Genomic DNA, 19,531 nt, shown 5'->3' with positions numbered 1-19,531 from the left:
CAAGATGAAAGTATTAATGTTAACTTGGGAATTTCCACCTTTGATAGCTGGTGGACTTGGTATGGCATGTTATGGTATGGTCAAGTCACTTCTGAGTTTAGGTGTAGAAATTGATTTGATCTTACCGACAAAAAAAGCAGCATATTTCCCTTTACGAAAAGTTGAAGATGCTGACATACTTCCGGTAAGATTTTCAGACCCTGTTGCTCAAGAAAGATATACTATTGAGACAAGGAAGCTAACAATAGTTGAGGAACGTTTAAAATTTCTCGGTATTAGCGAGAGACCTGAAACTTATATCAATTATCAAGACCTAAAGGATTATAAGAGTCTGATTCAATACGGAACAGAAAAGTTTCAACCGTTACAGGATCTTATTACCTCCCATTTTACTGAAACTGAATACATTACAACCCAAGAAGATCTTATGTTCGCCAATATCAGGGATTATCTTGTCGGACAGGAAGATATTTTCCGTAAAGTCCAAGAATATACAATCAGGGCTACTCAACTTGCTCAAACTCTAGATTATGATTTAATCCATTCCCATGACTGGCTTACCTATCCAGCTGCTATGTTTATCAAAAAGATCACAGGAAAACCTCTAGTTGTTCACATACATGCCACTGAATTCGACAGAGCCGGTGGTGAGGGAGATGAACGAATACATAAGATCGAATTTTCCGGAATGTCTTATGCTGACAGAGTTATAGCTGTTTCCAAATATACTGCTCAAATGGTTATGACTCGTTATCGGATAGATAGCGGTAAATTGCGCATCGTTCATAATGCCCATATAACCAATGTTAAAAAAATGAAAGATCCCGACCAAAGACTCTTTAAAGGACCGACAATACTCTTTTTAGGTCGCATCACTATACAAAAAGGTCCAGATTATTTCCTCGATGTAGCAAAAAGAGTACTTGAAAAACATCCTCGTGCACGTTTTATTATGGCTGGAACTGGAGATATGGCAAAACGACTACTTCATAAATCTGCCTTTTATAGACTGAAAAATGGCTTCCTTTTTACCGGCTTTCTCAACCGTGAAGAAGTTGAAAATATTTTATCCAATACTGATATATATATGCTCCCCTCCGTTTCCGAACCCTTCGGTATTGCTCCATTAGAAGCTATGGCTTACGGTATAGCAGCCATAATATCCAAACAGTCAGGGGTCTCGGAAGTAATTAAAAACGCTTATAAAATAGATTTCTGGGATATTGACCAAATGTCTGAAACTATCTGTTATCTGATTGAAAACCCCGATGTTCGGGAGGAACTGGGACATAAAGGAATGCTGGAAGTTGAACAGATTCGTTGGGATACAGCAGCAGAACATATTAACACAGTATATAATGAAACCATAAGATAAGGGGAGATGCTATGCTAAATTTTGTCTTCTATTTTCAAGTACATCAACCATATAGGTTAAGACACCTGAGAGTACTTGATATCAACACTAACTCTAATTATTTCGACGAAGACTTGAATGCCAAAATAATGCAAAAGGTTGCTCAAAAATGTTATCTCCCTGCAAACAAGCTAATGCTCAAACTGATCGAACAACACTTGGGAAAATTCAAAGTAGCTTACTCTATCAGTGGCGTTACTATTGAACAGTTTAAGAAATACTCTCCTGATGTACTCCGTTCTTTTCAGGAACTTGCTGCGACCGGAATGGTAGAATTTTTAGGTGAGACATATTATCACTCTCTCGCTTCCCTTTATGATACAGAAGAATTTTTAGAGCAAGTTCAAATGCACCGCAAACTTATGCAGGAAGAGTTTGGTCAGAACCCGACAGTTTTTCGTAATACAGAGTTGATCTATCAGGATAGATTATCGGATATCATTTTTGAAGAGGGCTTTAAGGTCATCCTTACTGAGGGTGTGGATCGTATCCTTAAATGGCGATCTCCGTTATATTCTTACAAAAATTACTCTAAAACCATTAGCTTGCTTCTTAAGTATTATATGTTATCAGATGATATTGCCTTTCGGTTTTCAAATAGAAGCTGGCCGGAATATCCTCTTACAGTAGAAAAATTTATTCACTGGATAAATCAATTAACACTTTCAGAGAGCAAGAACAAGAACCTTTTCCTCAACTTGTTTATGGATTATGAGACTTTCGGAGAACATCAATGGGAAGAGACCGGTATCTTTGATTTTGTTGCCCATTTACCTGGTGAGGTATTGAAACATCCACATCTCGGATTTGCTCATCCATCGCAGTGTTATGAATTATCAAATTACCAGCAAGAATCACTCTCCTTCCCGGAACCGGTTTCATGGGCAGATCAGGAACGTGATATCTCAGCTTGGGTTGAAAATGATATGCAGCAGAATGCCATCAATACGATATATGAACTAATAAAGCAGATAAAAATGAAAGGTAGAATCGATCTTTTGAATGATGCTCGATGTCTGACCATCTCGGATCATTTTTATTACATGTGTACGAAGTATTTTCAGGATGGAGATGTACATAAGTATTTTTCTCCTTATGATTCGCCTGAACAGGCATACATCTATTACATAAACGCTTTAGCTGACTTGGAGGAACGAATTAATGGATAGAGAAAAGAATCTTTATACTTTCTATGTGAACCCTAAAATACCGGAAAAATTGAGCAAACTAACTGAATTGAGTTATAATCTCTGGTCAACATGGGATAAGCAGGCGATCAAACTTTTCAACAGAATTGACCCCATAATCTACAGACGCTGTGTTCATAATCCTGTTATGTTACTCCATCAGGTTTCTCCGGAACGACTCGAAGAACTTGCTCAAGACAACGGTTTCTTATCAGAACTGGAAAAAGTTTGGATGAATTTTAGATCATATCTCTCTTATCGCGGATATTATATCAGCTCGAAGGGTAAAAAGCACAACTTCGAAAAAGATGACTGTATAGCCTATTTTTCTATGGAATACGGTTTACATGAATCACTGCCCATCTATTCAGGAGGTCTGGGAGTTTTAGCGGGAGATTACCTGAAAGCAGCTTCCGACCTTGCTCTCCCTTTTATTGGTTTTGGTTTACTCTATAAATACGGTTACTTCTCTCAAATTATCAATATAAACGGTGAACAGCAAGAGGAATGGAAAGAGAATCAATGGCATCTCATGCCTGTTAAGGTTTTGAGTGATGAAAGCGGAGATAATCGTCTGATAAAAATAAAGATCGCTGACGAAGATATCTGGATCAAAGTTTGGTATATTACAATCGGTCAGATCAAGCTCTATCTATTGGATACCGATATTCCGGAAAACACTCCAGCAAATCGCTCAATCACCGACAAATTATACGATGCTAATCGTTCGATCCGATTGATGCAAGAAATTGTTCTCTCTTTCGGTGCCATGGAGTTGTTACATACATTGAAAATCGAACCTAAGGTATATCATCTGAATGAAGGACATTCTGCCTTCATCATACTGGATAGATTACAACGGATGATCAATAAAGAGGGATATTCTTATGCTGAAGCATGTCAAATCATTGCCAATAATACCCTCTTTACTACTCATACTCCGGTTACAGCCGGTAATGAGCATTTTGATATCGAAATGATCCGCAAGTATCTCAAAGATAAAATCGAGAGTATTGGTCTTTCGGTAGAAGATTTCTTTAAAATTGCCGCTATTCCCGGAGATAATAATAATTTTTGGTTACCCGCTTTGGCTCTGCGCTTTTCACGTTATGCCAACGGCGTTTCACAACTACATTCTACAGTATCCAGAAAACTCTGGAGTCATATCTTCCCTAACCTTAATATTGAAGAGATCCCTATCGGTTATGTAACTAACGGTGTACACGCCCAAACATGGTTGAGTAAAGAACTTACTCTTCTCTATGATAGATATATCGGAGCCGATTATCTACATATGGGTGAGGATAGCTCAATCTGGCAAAATATCAAAAAAATACCGGATATAGAGATCTGGGAAGCACATCAAAGACGTAAAGAACAGATGATCTCTTTTATTCGACAACATATTGAACAGACCTTTTTAGAGAAAAAATCTACCATTCCTATCTCTCATAAATTAAGAAATACACTCTCTCCCGATACACTGACTATAGGGTTTGCCCGGAGATTTGCTCCATATAAGAGAGCTAATCTTATCCTCGAAGATCCAGAAAGAATTCTTTCCATAATCAATAATCCACATCGTCCCGTACAGTTTGTTCTTGCTGGTAAAGCACACCCTGCAGACCCGGAAGGTAAGAAACTAATAAAAAACCTTATCGATTTTGCCAAAAAGTATGATATTGAAGATCGCTTTGTCTTTATCGAAGACTATGATCTGAATGTCGCCAAGCATATTGTTCAAGGTGTTGATATCTGGCTTAATACACCGATCCGTCCATTTGAAGCGAGCGGCACTTCCGGTATGAAAGCGGGATTAAATGGTGTTCTCAATCTTAGCGTTCTCGACGGTTGGTGGCCTGAATGTTACGATGGTGAGAACGGTTGGGCTATTACCAGTGGAGAGGGTTATGACACACAGGAGATCAGTAATCATCTGGAATCACAGCAAATATATGATCTTATCGAAGGTGAAATTTCCGATCTTTACTATAGAAGAAATGAATCCAACCTACCGATCGGATGGATCAATAAAATGAAGCATTCTATGTACACAGTTGGTATGGGATTTAACCTGCACCGCATGCTAAGACAATATCTGGATAACTATTATCTTAAAGCTTTTGGCGGTTACAAAGAACTGGTAAAGGATGATAAAAAATTACTCAAAACTGTCCTGAGTAAAGAAAATGAAATAAAAAAATTCTGGAATAACATTTATGTGAAGGATCTGACCCTAAAGCTCAAGGAAAAGGATATCCCAATACAGTCAGCTCATACCTTGACCTCAGGTGATCTCATTTCAGTCGATTGCTATGTTTATCTTGATAAAGCACCAGAGGATCTATTTGTTATTGAGTTGTTCTACCGTAACGTTACAAATAACAGGTACCATTTGCTGAAACTGGATTATAAAGAGAAATATGAAGATAACGTTACCCGATATTGTGGTGAGTTTCAATTAGAATCTTCCGGTATGCAAAGCGTCAATGTCAGAATTAAAGGTGATAATCATCCTTACCTGCAGCATTACTATGAGTATATCAAATGGAAAGAATAAATTCAATCGTTGGTTTTTTCGCTCTCTCGCCACATCGCTCCCTTGTATTTCTATTCCTCAACATTTCACCTTATTTTTCTTAAGGTAATTAAATTATGAGACCGGTAAACATCACCCGCAATTATTTGATCTACCCTGAAGGATCGGTTCTGATCGAAGTCGGTAATACAAAAGTCATCTGCAACGCCTCAGTAGAACAAGGTGTGCCACCTTTTCTGTTAAATAGTAATCAAGGATGGATAACCGCTGAATACAGCATGCTGCCCCGTAGTACCCAACAACGTAGTCGTAGAGAGATAACAAGCGGAAAGATCAGTGGAAGAACCGCAGAGATTCAACGATTGATCGGTCGTGCTTTACGTACTGTATCTGATCTGACTCTATTTCCTGAATATACGGTCTTTATCGACTGTGATGTCATTCAGGCAGATGGCGGAACCCGCACCGCTGCAATTACCGGCTCATGTGTCGCTCTTTATGATGCCTTTCAATGGATGATGAAGAAAAATATTATCAACAAGCTACCACTTAAAGAATGGATGGCAGCAATTAGTGTCGGCATAGTAGATAATAAGCTGCTGGCTGACTTGGATTATCAACTTGATTCAAATGCTGGTACTGACATGAACATTGTCATGACTGAATCAGGAAATTTTATTGAAATTCAAGGTACGGCTGAAAAAGAACCCTTTTCTTCTTCAGAGCTATCAGAACTACTCACTTTAGCATATCAAAACATTAGAGAATTAATCGATCTTCAGAAGAAAGTAGTCGCTCTATTATAGTATTCTCAATAGCAGTAAACCTCTACTATCTATTTTAACAACAGCAGTAACTTTATCTTAAGCTATCCCTATCTGACGATTTTCTTTGACAATAGTTATCTATATATTATTCTGTATATTAGTAACTTAGCAACTGGAATAAGCTTATTAAACAGGAAAAGGATGTGGATATGAAGCTACTATTGCTCATTTTGAGACTGTTGTTGTTAGCCATGATCATTATTCTTATCGTGCACGCCGGTTTTAGAATTCTGCAAGTCAGTTTAAAATTCTGGTATATTTCGGTTCCTGCCTTGATACTGATATATCTTCTCATTTCCAATTATTGGAAAAACAAGAAAGCTCATGAAGAATTTCTTCATACACCGTTTCATCCCTATCAGGAAGTACAACCGGAAAAGGAAACAAATACAGGAAAAGCTAATAGTAAAGATTCTAATAAGGAAGCATTACCAGAAGAAAAACAAAAGGATACTTGATGAATTCTGAAATACTGTTTTATACTTTAGTGATTCTTTTTATTCTGCTCAACTTTTTTGATGGACATTCGACTTATAAAGTGGTCATGAAGACCAGTATTCGTAATGAAAGAAATCCTATTGCCCGCTTCATATTCAAGATTTTTGGTCCCGCTCTGGGTATTATAGTTCTTAAGTTGATTTTAATACCGCTTGTATTTTTGATGTTTTACTATTTCCGTTTCCGCAATACGGATATGAACATTATTCTTATCTTAGCTAACTTCTTCTATCTATCTGTTGTCATCCATAACTATAATGTCGTGAAAAAAATTAACTATTATGCTCAGTTATCAGATAATGATGACGAAGAGGAAGAGTATTTAACTTAACCTGCCGGATCAGATATAGATGTTTCAAGTTAAGAAAAGAGTTCTTAAAAGAATTCTAACCCCAAAACCCTTCATTAATATTCTACTCACATATACTTCTTATTTTCTTTCACTCTTGTTAAAGAGAAGTATCATATGGGGTTCCCCTCCATTAGTGATGATAGAACCAACCAGTAACTGTAATCTTGCCTGTCCTCTCTGCCCTTCAGGTAACAAATCTCTCCAACGAGAACGAAGTTATATCGATCTGACTCTTTATAAAAAGGTTATCAATGAGATCAAAGATACTGCAATTATGCTGCTGTTGTGGAATCAGGGTGAACCTCTTCTGCACAAAGATCTACCTGAAATGATCAGATATGCTAAGGATCACGGCTTATTCACTATGACCTCTACTAATCTGAACTATCTCCCCAATCCTGATGCTTTAGTAGACTCAGGACTTGATAGTCTCATCGTTTCCCTTGATGGTGCAACACAAAAAACCTATAATAAGTACAGAGTTAATGGAGATTTTCAAAAAGTACTCGATAATACCACAAAGTTAGTAGAAGCTAAAAGAAGAAAAAAATCTCCAACGCCTTATATCTCGTGGCAGTTTATTATTATGCGGCACAATGAGCATGAGATACCAGAGATCAAAAAACTTGCCGAGGAATCTCAAGTCGATGAATTGATCTTTAAAACTGTCCAAATTTATGAAAAAGAGGATATAGATAACTTTTTACCGACAAATGATAAGTATCGGCGATACAAAATTACTGAGGATGGTTTTATCTTAAAGAAGAAGATCGCCAACAGATGTCGGAGAATTTTTACCCAGCCGGTGGTAAATTGTGATGGTGAATTGGCAATATGTTGTTATGATAAGGACAATGTTTATAAAGTTGGTAATCTGAAAGATAACAGTATAAAGAATCTATGGAAGAGTTCAAAGATGAACCGCTGGCGAGAGATCATTCTTAAAGAGAGGAATAAAATGGGCATCTGCTTGAATTGTGGCGAAGGTATAAACCTGAAAATCAAAGAATAGGAACTGGTTATGGAGGATAAATGGCTCTAAATAGCAAGACGATAAAAACAAAGAATAGTTCACAACATCCGGTCTTGCCTTTGCGCAATCTGGTAATGACACCAAATATCATTACCCCTTTGCTTGTCGGAAGAAAGGGCTCAATTGAAGCAGTTGAGAAAGCTTACATGGAAGACAAGAAAATCATCTGCGTAGCTCAAAAAAATGATTTTGAGTCTGATCGTGAACCAAAAATTACCGAATTATACAGAATGGGTACTCTCTGTACCATCCTGCAAATTTTCCGTTTGCCAGATAACAATATTCGCTTATTAGTTGAAGGTATTTCTCGTGTTAATATCAAACGCTATACGAAGAAGGAATCTTACCTTGCTGCAGCTATTGAAATAAACAATAAAACTATCGAAAAACCTTCTGCAGAAAATGAGGCATTGTATCGTACTTTCAGAAAAATCTTCCTGGAATATTTACGTCTGAACAAGCAGATTCCGGAAGAGGCAATTATCTCGCTCAATGAGATCAAAAAGCCGGATGAATTCTTTTACTTTGTGTTGGCAAATATAACTGCCGATCTGAGAATGAAACAGAGAATGTTAGAAATCCCCTCTCTGGAAAATTCCATCAAGAGCTTGATCTCTTTTATCAGTGACGAAATTGAGATCCTAAAATTAGAAAACCGGATCGATGATAAGGTTAAGAAGAAATTAACCAAACTGCAGAAAGATTACTATTTGACCGAACAGTTGAAGATAATCCAAAGAGAGTTGGGAATTGGTAGTGATGAACAAGAGGACTTGCTCGAGTTTAAGCGAAAAATAACCGAAACCAATCTCAATGATGAAGCACGGAAAAAAGCGGAAGAAGAATTTAAGCGGTTAAGCCATATATCACCACATTCTCAAGAATATGCCGTTATTCATACTTATCTAAGCTGGATACTCGATTTGCCATGGGCAGAACCGCAAAGTCCCCAAGATCTAAGTATTAAAGAGGCAAAATTTATACTCGATAGAGACCATTACGGGTTAACGAAGGTAAAGGATCGTATTCTCGAATTTCTGGCAGTCATTCGGCTCGCTGATAAAATCAAGGGACAGATCATCTGTTTTGTCGGTCCTCCCGGTGTAGGAAAGACTTCTTTAGGTAAATCAATAGCTGAAGCTACTAACAGGAAATTTGTCAGACTTTCACTCGGTGGGGTACGCGATGAAGCTGAAATACGAGGACATAGAAGAACTTATGTCGGTGCTCTACCAGGTGTTATCATGCAGAGTATGAAACGTGCTGGTACCCTCAATCCGCTCATAATGATGGACGAAGTTGATAAATTGAGTCGAGATTTCAGAGGTGATCCGGCTTCAGCTCTATTGGAAGTACTCGATCCGGAACAAAACAACTCCTTCCGTGATCACTATCTCGATTTCGGATATGATCTTTCTCAGGTTATGTTCATAACTACTGCTAATTCACTTAATTCTATTCCCCAACCATTGATGGATAGAATGGAGATTATTCGTCTCCCCGGTTATACAATGTTTGATAAATATCACATTGCCAAGAATCATTTGATCCCTAAGTTGCTAAAAGAGTATAAGTTAGAAGGGAAAATGGATATCACTTTCTCCATGCAAGCTATCGAAACAATCATCAGCTCATATACACGAGAGGCGGGAGTTAGGGATCTTGAACGTCATCTCTCTAAGATCATCCGTAAAGCGATCAAGAACTATATTGAAGAAAAGGAAGGGAAGAAACCGGAAAAATCAATTCCAAAATTTCATATAGAAGCTAAAGATCTGGTTAAATATCTGGGTGTTGCTCGACATCTTTATTCAGAGGTTAATCGTCAAGATGCTGCCGGTATTGTTACCGGACTTGCTTGGACACCTTATGGAGGTGAGACCTTGCAAATTGAAGCGGTCAAAATGAAGGGAGCAGGAAATATCAAACTGACCGGTAAACTCGGAGAAACGATGAGAGAATCGGCACAGGCAGCTCACAGCTATTGTCGTGTTCATGCCAAAGAATTCGAGATTCCGGATGACTTTCCTAAGAAAAAAGATCTTCATCTCCATATTCCGGAAGGTGCTATTCCTAAAGATGGACCCTCTGCCGGTGTCGGTATCGTTACTGCCTTTACGTCAGCACTATCCGGAAAGAAAGTGAGAGCCGACATAGCAATGACAGGCGAGATTACCCTTTCCGGGAAGGTCTTACCGATTGGTGGATTAGAAGAGAAGATCATAGCTGCTAAAAGAGCCGGTATTAAAACTGTCATTATACCACGCAAAAACGAACCCGAACTGTCGGAAATATCAAACGATATAAAGAAAGATTTGAACATAATTTTGGTAGATTCTGTCTCTGAAGTTCTTCGACATGCCCTTTTATAGCTAATAAATGATCTAAATGAAACTGGAATTCAATGTCGAAGACATTAAGACCTTACCGGACGGCAGTAAAGAGATCTATCTCGATATCAAAGCCGATTGTCAGGTTTTTATCGGCTATCTGTTAGAGGGTTTGGACGGGTATTGCTATCATACTATCGTTGATACTCAAAATGATCCCTATCAAAATAACTGTTTGACAAATTCATCCCACAAAGGCAAAAAGTTAATGAAAATTACTACTACCGTCGATTATTTTTCGGAAGTAGAGAGTTTTCTTAGAGATTTACAAGGTTATGAAATATGAATCGGGAAATGTTGCAGGATCTGATTGAATCGATGTTACAAGGCAATGAAGTTGCCTTAGCTAAGTTGATCTCACAGGTAGAAAATAGAGATCTGGGAAGAGAAATTATCCCCTTGATCCATAAGCAAGCCAATAGTAGCTACACTATAGGTATCACAGGACCTCCAGGTGTAGGGAAGAGCACTCTCACTGAAAAACTCGTTTTACGGCTAATTAAAGATAATAGTAAAGTAGGCATTCTGGCTATTGACCCAACAAGCCCCTTTTCTGGTGGTGCACTTTTAGGTGACCGGATCAGATTACAGCAATTAAGTACTAATCCTCTAGTTTACATTCGATCTATGGCTTCACGTGGATATCTCGGTGGCATTTCTGCTGCTACTCTTGACGCCGCAAAGATCTTAGAAGCTTATGGCTGTGATTATATCATTATCGAGACAGTCGGGGTCGGTCAATCGGAAGTAGAGATCGTACAACATGTTGATAGCACACTGCTGATACTATCACCCGGTTTGGGGGATGATATACAGGCACTCAAAGCTGGTATTATGGAAATTGCCGATATCTTTGTTATCAACAAGGCAGATCGGGAAGGTGTTGATCGTACTGTTGCCGAGATCGAAATGTTGCAGAAGAGTAGTGAACAACAAGAGTATCTCCCCCCTATTGTAAAAACAATTGCCAGAGATGATATCGGTATCGATGAACTTTTACAAAAAGTTCAACTTCATCGCCAATATCTCAAAGAGAGTGGTTCTTTAGAAATGAATAGAAAAAAACGGCTTAAATTTGAGCTGCATCACCGTATCAACAGTATTATCTCTCAAGAAATCTCTACCCTCTTTGCATCTCATAATCTGGATGAAATTATTAACGATATCTATAATAAAAAAACCGATTGCTACACCGTTGCGGATAAGATGATCTCTTCTCTGCTGGTGAAATAACTTCTATTCTATAACTCATATAACAGTCCTAATTATTTCTCAACGATCCTTACGGTATCTTCTTTTATATAAATAAGTTATAATAGACAGACCATTTCTCTCTAATATCTGACTATTCTTGTCTTCTACCCTTAGGAAGGGGTATAGTCGGCTCCCCTCCGACTATACCCCTTCCTAAAGGTAAAACAGTGAACAGATTTACCTTAAACAGCAGAAAAGGGCGACCATCGGTCGCCCCTACAATTCTTTATTTATTCGTGTTTATTAGTTTATTTTCGTGAGAATTCGTGGATAGTTTTATATTTTATCTCCACTGGATAGCTTTTACAGGACATTTCTGCAGACATACTTCACAGCCAATACACTTCTCCATATCGACTTTGTGTGGTTTTTTCAGTTCTCCTTCAATCGCATTTACAGGGCAATTCTTGAGACAAATCATACAGCCAACACATTTATCTTCCAGGATAAACGCCTTTTTTCTTTTGCCAGCTAAGGGATCTATGATCGCTTTTGTAGGACAAACTGTCGCACATAAGCCGCAGACAATACATTTTTCATAATCTATGACCGCTAAATCGTCCTGCATTGTTATCGCTTCCACCGGACACTGCTTAATACAGAGTGAACAACTGATACAGGCAGTGTTATTACCACATCTACGCTTTGCTTCTTGTCCTTTATCGTGTGAGGAACAGAGGATATGAACCTTTTTTGAAATGGGTAATATCTTGATCAAATTTCGGGGACATGCCTTGGCACAGGCACCACAACCGGTACATTTATCGGGATTTACAACTCGCATTCCCCTTTCATCAATTTTTATTGCATCAAATTTACAGGCAGCGATACAATCATTTTGAAAGACACAACCAAAATTACAGTAATTTGGACCGTTAGAGACCAGTACAGCCGCTTTACAGGTTGCTATCCCCTGATAATCGTAACGAAGCAAAGTGTTTTCATATCCACCGCTTTGACAGAGGATAAAGGCAATCTCCTTCTCTCGAATAACTGCTTCGATACCCATTATTCCGGCTATTGCTTTGACTGTATTCTCACCTCCGGGTGCACAGAGATTGATCGGTAGCCCAGAGCTTACTATCCCTTCGGCATAACCTGCACAACCGGGTAAACCACAAGCACCACAATTAACTCCTGGTAACACCTCTAAAATCTTATCTATTTTCGGATCAACTGCCACATAAAACTTCTTAGACGCAAACGCCAAGACTAACCCGTAAACAAGCCCTAGTCCACCTATGATCGCAATGGGGATTAATATCTGTAACATCTATTTTTTCCTCTTAAATTTTAAATCCGGAGAAACCGAGAAATGCTAATGCCATACAGCCGGCTATAATAAAAGCAATCGGCAGTCCTTTCATACTATCCGGCAAGTCTGCCCATTCCAGTCTTTCCCTTAAACCGGCCATAATTATCAAGACGAGAGTAAAACCTATCCCAGCAAAGAAACCGTGTAAGATAGCCTCTAAAAAGGAGAGTGATTCATTGATGTTGATAATAGAAACACCTAAAACAGCACAGTTGGTTGTGATAAGCGGTAGAAAGACCCCTAACGCTTTATATAGAGTAGGAACCATCTTCTGAATAACCATCTCCACAAACTGTACGAGTGAGGCAATAGTCAGAATAAAAGCTATCGTCTGTAGGTAACCAATGTTATATGGGGCTAAGAGATGGTATTGGATCACCCAAGTTATTGTCGATGCCATAGTCATGACAAAAATGACTGCCATTCCCATACCTAACGCTGAATCGAGTTTTTTCGAAACACCGATGTAGGGGCAAAGACCTAAAAAGCGTGCTAAAACAAAGTTATTGATTAGTATGGCTGATATCGCCAGCATGAATATATTGCTCATCTAATACTCTCCTAATCTCACTCTACTTCTTTTTTCTTGAAGAGATTTAATGCTCCCATAAGTAAGCCGAGCGTTAGAAATGCTCCGGGAGCAAGGATTGCTAATAGAACCGGTTGGTAAGAAACCGGTAAGATCTGGATTCCTAAAAGTTGACCTGCACCGAGCAATTCTCTGAAAAAGGCAACTAATACAAGTGCCAAAGTAAAACCTATACCCATTCCCAAACCGTCAAAAATTGATTTAAAAAGACTATTCCGACTGGCAAATGCCTCTGCTCTGCCAAGAATGATACAGTTAACCACAATAAGTGGGATAAAAATGCCGAGATTTTTATGAATTTCCGGTGTATAGGCATTCATCAACATATCGACGATAGTTACAAAAGAGGCAATAACGACAATGAAACAGGGGATACGAACCTTAGTCGGGATGACATCTTTTAAGAGGGAAATCAGGATGTTGGAACAGAGCAGAACAAAGGTTGCTGCCAAACCCATTCCGATAGCATTCTCTATCGAAGTAGAAACTGCTAGCACAGGACAAAGACCCAATGCCATAATGAAAACCGGATTCTCTTTAACGAAACCTTTGGTCATTTCCTTTATCAAGCTCATTCAACCTCCTCAGCACTTGGTTGTTCCTCTTTGACAAACTCTGCTTCATCCTCGATAAGATCGCTGTAACTTATCTCGGGAAGATTTCTCAGCTCTTCTGAAACTCCTTTTATTGCCTTTTGCAAAGAGCTGGTCAATGCCCGGGTCGTAATGGTAGCACCGGTTATTGTTACTATTGAGCCGCTGTCTTTATCGAGTACCAGCTCTTCCAAAGCTAAATTGCAGAATTGATTGGTAAATTCAGGTCTGACACAATTTGCACCCAGACCGGGAGTTTCCGATTGTTTGATCACCTTTATATTAGTTATTCTCATATTAGGATCAACACCGACCATAGTCTGTATAACTCCGCTATACCCCATCTCTTCAGCTATGAAGGTATATCCTGCAATGTTTTTCTCATTATCAAAACCGACATAGAAGGGGTATTCAGTATTCATTAACTTGAATACAGCTGCTTCCGGTAATACTTCACGTCTCGCTTCATCTTCGGCTCTCCGTTGATTCTCCTCAATGATAGGTCTGGTAAAATTGTTCACAAAAGCCAAAACTCCACTGGCTACAGCTGCTATTAGAAAAAGAATTGCCCCAAGCTTAAAGTAATACTTCATATTTTTACCTCCCCGAATGTCTTTGGCAAGGTATATTTATCTATTAAAGGAACAATGAGATTCATTAGAAGGATGGCAAAAGTTACCCCTTCAGGGAATCCTCCGTATAAACGGATTACCGTTGTTAAGAGCCCACAACCAGCTCCGAAGATTATACGCCCCTTTTTTGTTAGGGGTGTCGTAACCATATCCGTCGCCATATAAAAGGCACCTAATATCAAACCGCCACTAAAAATGTGGAAAAGAGGAAGCAGAATAGAGGCAGAAAAAATACCGTCAATACCACCAAAGATGAAAGTCAAAACAAAGACAGTACCGACATAACTCACTGGAATGCGCCACTCGATAATTCTATTCCAGGCAAGATAGATAGCACCTAACAGAAGGGCTGCTGCCGAAACTTCACCAATACAGCCACTTATATTACCCCAAAAGACATTCTGTAAGGTATTTATACTTGCTACCTCTCCCATCAATATCGCCGGTGCATCTGTCACTGTTTCTTTGATGGATTCGACAAAGACAGGGTCTCGTAAAGATTTTACTACTGCCATAGGGGTAGCGGAGGTCACCAAATTCTCTACCGCAGGAATACTCTGAGATAAATTACTTGTTATGCCACTTATTGCTCCGAAGGCATTGCGAGGCCAGCCGGCTGTAGTTAAAGTCGGCCAAGAAGCAACTAAGAATACCCGACCCAATAGTGCAGGATTCAACGGATTATGTCCTAAACCACCGAAAACATGCTTACCGATGGCTATGGCAAAGACAGAACCGAGAACAGGTATCCACCAAGGAGCTCCTGCATGTAGATTGAAGGAAATTAATATGCCTGTTATTACTGCACTACCATCTGTAATTGAGACTTCTTTCTTTCTTAGTTTCTGAATTATTGCTTCGGTAGCGACTGCCGCTATGACACCATAGATCGTTAAGGTTAATGCCCTATAGCCAAATAATAAGACAGCTACTATCAATGCAGGCATCAGCGCAATAACAACACTCCACATGACCTTCTTCACCGAAACCGGTTGATGAATATGCGGGGATGCTGAAACGGCATAGATCCCCGACATTCCCTTCGCTTCTTCTTTCTTTTTAACTTGATCACTTGTCATGACTGTTTCTCTTTCTTTGTTCTATCTATTTCTGTTATCTTATTCTTTCCTATATCTATCCATTGGATCATCTTGATATGTGCCGGGCAAACATAGGCACAACATCCACATTTTATACAATCTACTGCGCCGGCTCTTCTTGCCGATTCCCAGTCATTGTTCTGTACACTGGAAACTATCATACTAGGCATCAGATTCATTGGACAGACATCCACACAGCTACAGCACCTGATACAGGTTTGTTCATTACGTTTCTTTGCTTCTTGACTGTCGAAAAGAATTAGACCGGAACTACCTTTTGCTAAAGGGGTATTGAGGGTTGATATGGCGTAACCCATCATCGGACCGCCGGATATTATTTTGGCAATTTCCTCACTGGTACCTGCACAATGATCTAATAATTCATTAAACAGAGAACCAATCCGGGCTTGCAAGTTCTTCGGTTTGTTGACAATTCTACCGGTTACGGTAATTACTCTGTCAATAAGAGGTTTCTTATAGCGGACTGCCTCATAAGAAGCTATTGCTGTCCCTACATTTTGAACAATTACCCCCACATCCATCGGCAAACCGCCCTTATTGGGAACTTTACGCTGCGTGCAAGCATAAATAAGCTGCTTCTCAGCTCCCTGCGGATATTTAAGTTGTAATCCTACGACTTCTAGATCCTTTTCCTTAGCTAATATTTGTTTGAAGAGTGAAATAGCATCGGGCTTATTTGCCTCTATTCCGATATAACCTTTCTTTGCTCCGACTATCTTCATGAAGATCCTTAAACCTTTCAAGATGTCTTCACTACGCTCCAGCATGAGTCGATAGTCAGCCGTCAGATAAGGTTCACACTCTACTCCATTGATGATCACCGTATCGATCTTCTTATCCGGAGGGGGTGATAGTTTGACATGAGTTGGAAATCCGGCACCACCCATCCCACAGATTCCTGCATCACTGATCCTGTTGCGCATCTCTTCAACTGATAGTTCCATAAAATTCTCATCATCTACCAACTCAACCCATTCATCTGTACCATTACCAATTATCTCGATAGCATACTGCATATTACCTATTGGGTGAGGAAACCTACCAATCTTTGTTACCTTGCCCGTTATGCTTGCATGCATTGGGATGGAAACAAAACCACCAGCTTCACATATCAACTGACCAGTCTTAACGCTGTCACCCACTTTTACTATCGGTTTGGAAGGTGCTCCTATATGTTGGCTAAGTGGGATCACTACCCTCTCGGGTATCAGAAAAAGCTCTATCGGAGAATTCTTGGAATAGCGCTTGAAATCATCACTATGTATTCCGCCGGGAAAGGTCTTTAAACCCATATAAGCTCTCCATTTACACAATTTTGTGACATCTTTTCCAATCTGAAAATCATTGCAAGGTTTTTTTAAACCTATTCATTACATAAAGCTTTTATCTCTGATGGGTTATGGGAGTAGCTTTTAAAATCCTTTATTCCTTGATTTTTTTGTCTATCAAACCTAATCTTAGCTAAAAAATTAAGCACATTTCATTACTTATTCTTAATCACTTCATCTCTTATAGATACAATACCCAACATCGACGATCTTTCTACTATGGTTAAAAAAACTACTTGACTTTTTGACCATAGCATGTGTATAAATAATGAGAAAGCAACCAATAGCTTTTCGGAGGGAAAAATGTTAAAAATAACTTTGATCTCTTTTCTATTTGTCATAATAAGTTTAAACCTTTGGGCAGAAGAATTTCCAATAGCAACAGGCACTTATAGCCAAACGTATCCACAAATAGTTTTCGACGAAGAAAATTACTATGTCGTCTTCGTTGATAAACGGGGTGGAGCGAGCTCTTACGGTTTTTACGGAAAATTCGTTACTCCTGAAGGAGATGTATTAGCGGGAGAAACCGAAGTTGTTCCAGCTCACAACGCTATGTCTTTTATGCATCATCTCGCTTGGGGAGACGATCAATATCTCTTCGTTTGGTCAAGGCAAAGAGGACCCTATAACTACACCAGAGATACTTATGCTCGCCGTTTGAATGAATCAGGGCAACCTCTAGGTGCTTCTTTCCCTGTTTCTATCGGCAATACTCTTAGTGCCTCTTTTATTCGAACGGCTTATGATGGAGAAAACTACCTTGTTATCTGGCAGGAGGGTATGCCTACTCAAGAAGCACACATTAGAGCTCAGTTTGTTAGCTCTACTGGTACTCTGATCGGTCAGAATTTCTCTATCAGACCTCCAGACTTACCGGCAAATACGGCTCAGATCTATCCCGATATCGTCTTCGATGGTACTAAATATTTTGTGGATTGGGACGATAGTCGGACTGGCTCACGGTGTATCTATGCCCAGTTTGTTTCTCCCGCAGGAGATATGGTTGGAGATAACATCATTATAACAACAGAAGTAGCTAATCAGTTCCTCGTTCAAACAGCTTTTAACGGCACACATTTCCTTGTTGTCTGGGCAGATTCGAGAGACAATCCAAATAATAAGAGCATATATGGTCAATTGGTTGATACTTCCGGTAATCTTGTCGGTGATCATATCCCTATTAGTATAGTTGTAGGTAATATGGAGAGAAGCTGGCCCGATATCGGTAGTAATGGAAGCCAATTTCTTGTTACTTGGCAACAGGATTTTTACCGTTCTTCTTCTCGTTCTTTCGAAAATAGAGAACGAGAGGAGATTCATATAGCAGCTGGTGTTGATGTCAGTGATCGTCAGCAACTCTGGTATGACGTGTATGGTAGAGTTATTAATGCTAATGGTTCATTTGCTACTGACGAAATTCCCATCTGTACTGCCATTTATCATCAAGATGAACCAGCTGTTGCATCTGACATGCAGGATTTTCTCGTAGCTTGGGAAGATTCCCGAAATCAAAATCAATATTATGACATCTACGGTATGATTATCGAAGGAGAGATCGTAGCAGAGTACCATCCTCCGCATAATTTAACTGCTGATATAATTAATATCAATGAAATCTATCTTACTTGGGAAGAACCTCTCCCCTCGACAATGCAGGTGATCGGATACAATATTTATGAGAATGATCTCTTATTAACTGAAATTGAAGATCTTGCATTGCTCTATTATCAAACAACCGGAAGAGATAATGGAGTATATCAGTATCATGTAACAGCAATTTATGAAGATGAAATTGAATCAGACCCTTCAAACTTGATCGAAATAGAAATTGTCCTATTACCTCCTCTGAATTTAGAAGCAGAAGTCGATACATCTTACTATATAATAAATCTTTGGTGGTTACCTCCCACAACCCTCAGAGAATTAACTGCTTATAGACTCTACCGCAACGGAGAATTACTAATTGAAACGGTTGAACTATTCTTTGTTGATACAGAACCGCCACTCGGCATGAATGATTACTATGTTATTGCTCTTTATGATGATCTTTATGAGTCAGAACCCTCTAATGTTGTTTCTGCAGGTTATACTAATATTACAGATACCGTTAATACTCCCCTAGTTACCTCGCTCAATCAGAATATTCCCAATCCCTTTAATCCGGAAACCATTATTAAATTCACTGTATCAGAACCGACACATGTTAAACTCATTATTTATAATCTCAAAGGACAGAAGTTAAAGACTCTTCTTGATGAATTTATAGCTGCAGGAGAGTATCAATATTTCTGGAATGGTTTAGATGAGCAGAGAAGAGAGATGCCTTCCGGTATTTATCTCTATCAATTGATCACAGAAAAAGAGATCATTACTCGAAAGATGATAATGTTGAAGTAAAGAAGGTGTATCAGTAAGAATAATCATTTCGCGAAACAAGAAAAACAAAAACCCAAAAG

Annotated in this window: 17 protein-coding genes; 11 read left to right on the top strand and 6 right to left on the bottom strand. The window is 39.0% G+C overall.

Annotated elements, in window-relative coordinates:
* The first annotated feature begins 4 nt into the window (after nt 1-4).
* The 10 genes from K0B81_02520 to meaB all read left to right on the top strand — a co-directional run bounded on the left by K0B81_02520 (nt 5) and on the right by meaB (nt 11,473).
* On the top strand, nt 5-1,375 hold the full coding sequence (locus K0B81_02520; protein MBW6515474.1) for a glycosyltransferase: 1,371 nt from the start codon (nt 5-7) through the stop codon (nt 1,373-1,375).
* A gap of 11 nt (nt 1,376-1,386) precedes the next feature.
* Nucleotides 1,387-2,583: a glycoside hydrolase family 57 protein gene (locus K0B81_02515; protein ID MBW6515473.1), complete on the top strand. Its 1,197-nt coding sequence runs from the start codon at nt 1,387-1,389 to the stop codon at nt 2,581-2,583.
* Nucleotides 2,576-5,161 (top strand): alpha-glucan family phosphorylase, encoded by a 2,586-nt coding sequence (glgP, locus tag K0B81_02510; GenBank protein MBW6515472.1) that lies wholly within the window; start codon nt 2,576-2,578, stop codon nt 5,159-5,161. The genes K0B81_02515 and glgP overlap by 8 nt, the downstream gene beginning before the upstream one ends.
* Before the next feature lie 95 nt (nt 5,162-5,256).
* Nucleotides 5,257-5,946 carry a ribonuclease PH gene (rph, locus tag K0B81_02505; GenBank protein MBW6515471.1) on the top strand — a complete coding sequence of 230 codons (690 nt, stop codon included), beginning with the start codon at nt 5,257-5,259 and terminating at the stop codon, nt 5,944-5,946.
* 170 nt (nt 5,947-6,116) lie between these two features.
* Complete coding sequence (locus K0B81_02500) at nt 6,117-6,425, top strand: hypothetical protein (GenBank protein ID MBW6515470.1); 309 nt, start codon at nt 6,117-6,119, stop codon at nt 6,423-6,425.
* Nucleotides 6,425-6,796: a hypothetical protein gene (locus K0B81_02495; GenBank protein ID MBW6515469.1), complete on the top strand. Its 372-nt coding sequence runs from the start codon at nt 6,425-6,427 to the stop codon at nt 6,794-6,796. The genes K0B81_02500 and K0B81_02495 overlap by 1 nt, the downstream gene beginning before the upstream one ends.
* Before the next feature lie 154 nt (nt 6,797-6,950).
* On the top strand, nt 6,951-7,829 hold the full coding sequence (locus K0B81_02490; protein MBW6515468.1) for a radical SAM protein: 879 nt from the start codon (nt 6,951-6,953) through the stop codon (nt 7,827-7,829).
* 20 nt (nt 7,830-7,849) lie between these two features.
* Nucleotides 7,850-10,222 carry an endopeptidase La gene (gene lon, locus K0B81_02485; GenBank protein MBW6515467.1) on the top strand — a complete coding sequence of 791 codons (2,373 nt, stop codon included), beginning with the start codon at nt 7,850-7,852 and terminating at the stop codon, nt 10,220-10,222.
* Nucleotides 10,223-10,238: 16 nt separating this feature from the next.
* Entirely contained in the window at nt 10,239-10,526 is a 288-nt protein-coding gene (locus tag K0B81_02480; GenBank protein ID MBW6515466.1) for a hypothetical protein, read from the top strand.
* A gap of 8 nt (nt 10,527-10,534) precedes the next feature.
* Nucleotides 10,535-11,473 carry a methylmalonyl Co-A mutase-associated GTPase MeaB gene (gene meaB, locus K0B81_02475; GenBank protein MBW6515465.1) on the top strand — a complete coding sequence of 313 codons (939 nt, stop codon included), beginning with the start codon at nt 10,535-10,537 and terminating at the stop codon, nt 11,471-11,473.
* Nucleotides 11,474-11,777: 304 nt separating this feature from the next.
* On the opposite strand, the gene K0B81_02470 is transcribed toward meaB, so the two are convergent.
* Genes K0B81_02470 through rsxC form a run of 6 tightly spaced genes read right to left on the bottom strand, consistent with a single transcriptional unit; the run spans nt 11,778 to nt 17,036 of the window.
* Nucleotides 11,778-12,767 carry an RnfABCDGE type electron transport complex subunit B gene (locus tag K0B81_02470; protein MBW6515464.1) on the bottom strand — a complete coding sequence of 330 codons (990 nt, stop codon included), beginning with the start codon at nt 12,765-12,767 and terminating at the stop codon, nt 11,778-11,780.
* Between the two features lie 13 nt (nt 12,768-12,780).
* Entirely contained in the window at nt 12,781-13,359 is a 579-nt protein-coding gene (gene rsxA / locus K0B81_02465) for an electron transport complex subunit RsxA (GenBank protein MBW6515463.1), read from the bottom strand.
* A 17-nt stretch (nt 13,360-13,376) separates the two neighbouring features.
* Entirely contained in the window at nt 13,377-13,973 is a 597-nt protein-coding gene (locus K0B81_02460; GenBank protein MBW6515462.1) for an electron transport complex subunit E, read from the bottom strand.
* Nucleotides 13,970-14,584: an RnfABCDGE type electron transport complex subunit G gene (locus tag K0B81_02455; protein MBW6515461.1), complete on the bottom strand. Its 615-nt coding sequence runs from the start codon at nt 14,582-14,584 to the stop codon at nt 13,970-13,972. Before K0B81_02455 ends, K0B81_02460 begins: the two co-directional genes overlap by 4 nt.
* On the bottom strand, nt 14,581-15,660 hold the full coding sequence (locus K0B81_02450; protein ID MBW6515460.1) for an RnfABCDGE type electron transport complex subunit D: 1,080 nt from the start codon (nt 15,658-15,660) through the stop codon (nt 14,581-14,583). Before K0B81_02450 ends, K0B81_02455 begins: the two co-directional genes overlap by 4 nt.
* Nucleotides 15,661-15,698: 38 nt before the next feature.
* Nucleotides 15,699-17,036: an electron transport complex subunit RsxC gene (rsxC, locus tag K0B81_02445; GenBank protein ID MBW6515459.1), complete on the bottom strand. Its 1,338-nt coding sequence runs from the start codon at nt 17,034-17,036 to the stop codon at nt 15,699-15,701.
* A gap of 339 nt (nt 17,037-17,375) precedes the next feature.
* On the opposite strand from rsxC, the gene K0B81_02440 reads away from it, so the two are divergent.
* Nucleotides 17,376-19,472: a T9SS type A sorting domain-containing protein gene (locus tag K0B81_02440; protein MBW6515458.1), complete on the top strand. Its 2,097-nt coding sequence runs from the start codon at nt 17,376-17,378 to the stop codon at nt 19,470-19,472.
* The last annotated feature ends 59 nt before the right edge of the window (nt 19,473-19,531 follow it).

Source organism: Candidatus Cloacimonadota bacterium, from assembly GCA_019429305.1.
Taxonomy (GTDB): domain Bacteria; phylum Cloacimonadota; class Cloacimonadia; order Cloacimonadales; family JAJBBL01; genus JAHYIR01.
This window is presented reverse-complemented; position numbering and strand designations above follow the sequence as displayed.